The 1,716-nt window shown below is 61.5% G+C and carries 3 protein-coding genes; 1 reads left to right on the forward strand and 2 read right to left on the reverse strand.

All coding sequences use genetic code 11. From position 1 onward, the window contains the following. The first annotated feature begins 364 nt into the window (after positions 1–364). Positions 365–907, forward strand: a complete 543-nt coding sequence (locus MKK60_RS16915) for a PAS domain-containing protein (RefSeq protein ID WP_243987518.1) — start codon at positions 365–367, stop codon at positions 905–907. 37 nt (positions 908–944) lie between these two features. Here MKK60_RS16915 and MKK60_RS16920 read toward each other — a convergent pair whose 3' ends face one another. Further along, complete coding sequence (locus MKK60_RS16920) at positions 945–1,226, reverse strand: hypothetical protein (protein WP_243945459.1); 282 nt, start codon at positions 1,224–1,226, stop codon at positions 945–947. 47 nt (positions 1,227–1,273) lie between these two features. Beyond that, positions 1,274–1,716, reverse strand: a 443-nt coding sequence (locus MKK60_RS16925) for an integrase core domain-containing protein (RefSeq protein WP_243987520.1), incomplete at its 5' end; no start/stop codon positions are given.

Consider the following 1,716-nt stretch of genomic DNA (forward strand, 5'->3'; position numbering starts at 1 on the left):
CGGCCCCGGAGGTGTTCATGCCAGCCTTCTCCGCTTGGCCGGCTGCGCTTGCCAGACCAGCTCCGCCGGCCAAGCTACCCGTGGCGGAGCGGCCCACCGTGCACTAACTCTACCCTTGGACCACCTCGTGGGGGCCGATCAGACGGAGCACCTGTGTCACGGTATCCATAATGCAATTTGCGCGTTGTACCAGCATTGCAAACACGTCACAGTTGCCATCAAATGATAAGATTTGACTTGAACTTGTATCCTTACGGCTGTACATGAAACCGCCTTCGGGCTCAAAGGCGGATTTTGAGTGCCAAAGAATAAGACCCTCAGTGTTCGGACCAGTCCGGAAGCCTTTCAGACGGCTCTGGACGCCATGGATGTGATCGGGCGATGGGAGTGGGACGCCACGACCGACTTGACTCGCGTCGATGCCTTCGTGGCGCTGGTCTTCAACGTCGATCCTGATGACGCCAAGGCCGGTCTACCGCTCTCGTGCTTAATCGATAGCATCCACGCCGACGATCGGGAACGGGTCCGTGCTTTGATCAATCGTAGCACCCGTGATGGGAGCCCCTTTCTCACCGAGTACCGCGTGATCTCGGTGGATGGTCGGACCCGTTGGGTTTTGGATCGCGGTCGCTTCACTACGGATCATGTTGGGCGCCGGTGGAACGGGGCTGGCATTCTCGTCGATATAACGCAGATGCGCATGACGGAGGATGCCAGCAGAGGTTCCGGGGTCGAGAATGAGGACAGCGCGCTGGATCGCGCAGCCGAACACGCCATCGCTGCGCAACAGGCGATCGTCGAGATGCAGGACCCACGGCTGAAGAGCTGTGCGGATGCGTTGCTGTTGGAGCTGGGGCGACGGCTGGCTCAGAAGGATATCCGATCGCGCCGTGGACGTATGAACTAGACTAGCCCCCGTGCCCGGCGTTCTTACGAACAGTGGTTCACTGGCATCGACACCCTACCAAAATAGCCCGAGCTTCAGCCACGTCACCCCGCTCGGGTCCGCCTAGCAGCGCAGCAATCTCGGCGTGGCAGGCCAGCCAACGCCGGGTGAAGTAGAGCAGACCTCCGCCACCGGCCGCTACGCCGATCCGGGTTTGCCGCAACATGGCCCAGTGCATCCGCCGGGCGAGGTAGCGTTCCAGCAACATCAGGCACGCGAGCCGGCTCGTCTGGCGCAGTGTCAGCCGACGATCGGTTGTAAGAGGAAGGGCGGTCGGCATCAGCGTTCGCCTCTGATCAGCCCCCACGAGGTGGTCCAAGGGTAAAGTTAGTGCACGGTGGGCCGCTCCGCCACGGGTAGCTTGGCCGGCGGAGCTTGTTGGGCGAGCGCAGCCGGCCAAGCGGAGAAGGCTGGCATGAACACCTCCGGGGCTGGCGGCCGGTATCCCAGAGAGGCATGCGGGCGCACGGTGTTGTCGTAACGTCGCCAGCTTTCGATGACGACCTGCGCTTCCCTGAGTGTGTGGAAGATCTCGCCGTTGAGGAGTTCGTCGCGAAGCCGTGCGTTGAAGCTTTCGACGTAGCCATTCTCCCATGGCGAGCCTGGCGTAATGTAGGCCGTCTTTGCTCCGACGCCGGTGATCCAAGCTTGTACGGCCTTCGCAACGAACTCCGGTCCGTTATCCGAACGGATATGGCCAGGCACGCCACGCAGGATGAACAAGTCCGAGAGCACATCGATGACGTCGATCGCTTTCAGCTTGCGGGCGA

It is taken from the genome of Methylobacterium sp. J-092 (assembly GCF_022829325.1).
Classification (GTDB): domain Bacteria; phylum Pseudomonadota; class Alphaproteobacteria; order Rhizobiales; family Beijerinckiaceae; genus Methylobacterium.

Coding starts and splice junctions, on each gene's coding strand:
- MKK60_RS16915 (WP_243987518.1), top strand. CDS start 365: ATGGATGTGATCGGGCGATGGGAGTGGGACGCCACGACCGACTTGACT.
- MKK60_RS16920 (WP_243945459.1), bottom strand. CDS start 1,226: ATGCCGACCGCCCTTCCTCTTACAACCGATCGTCGGCTGACACTGCGC.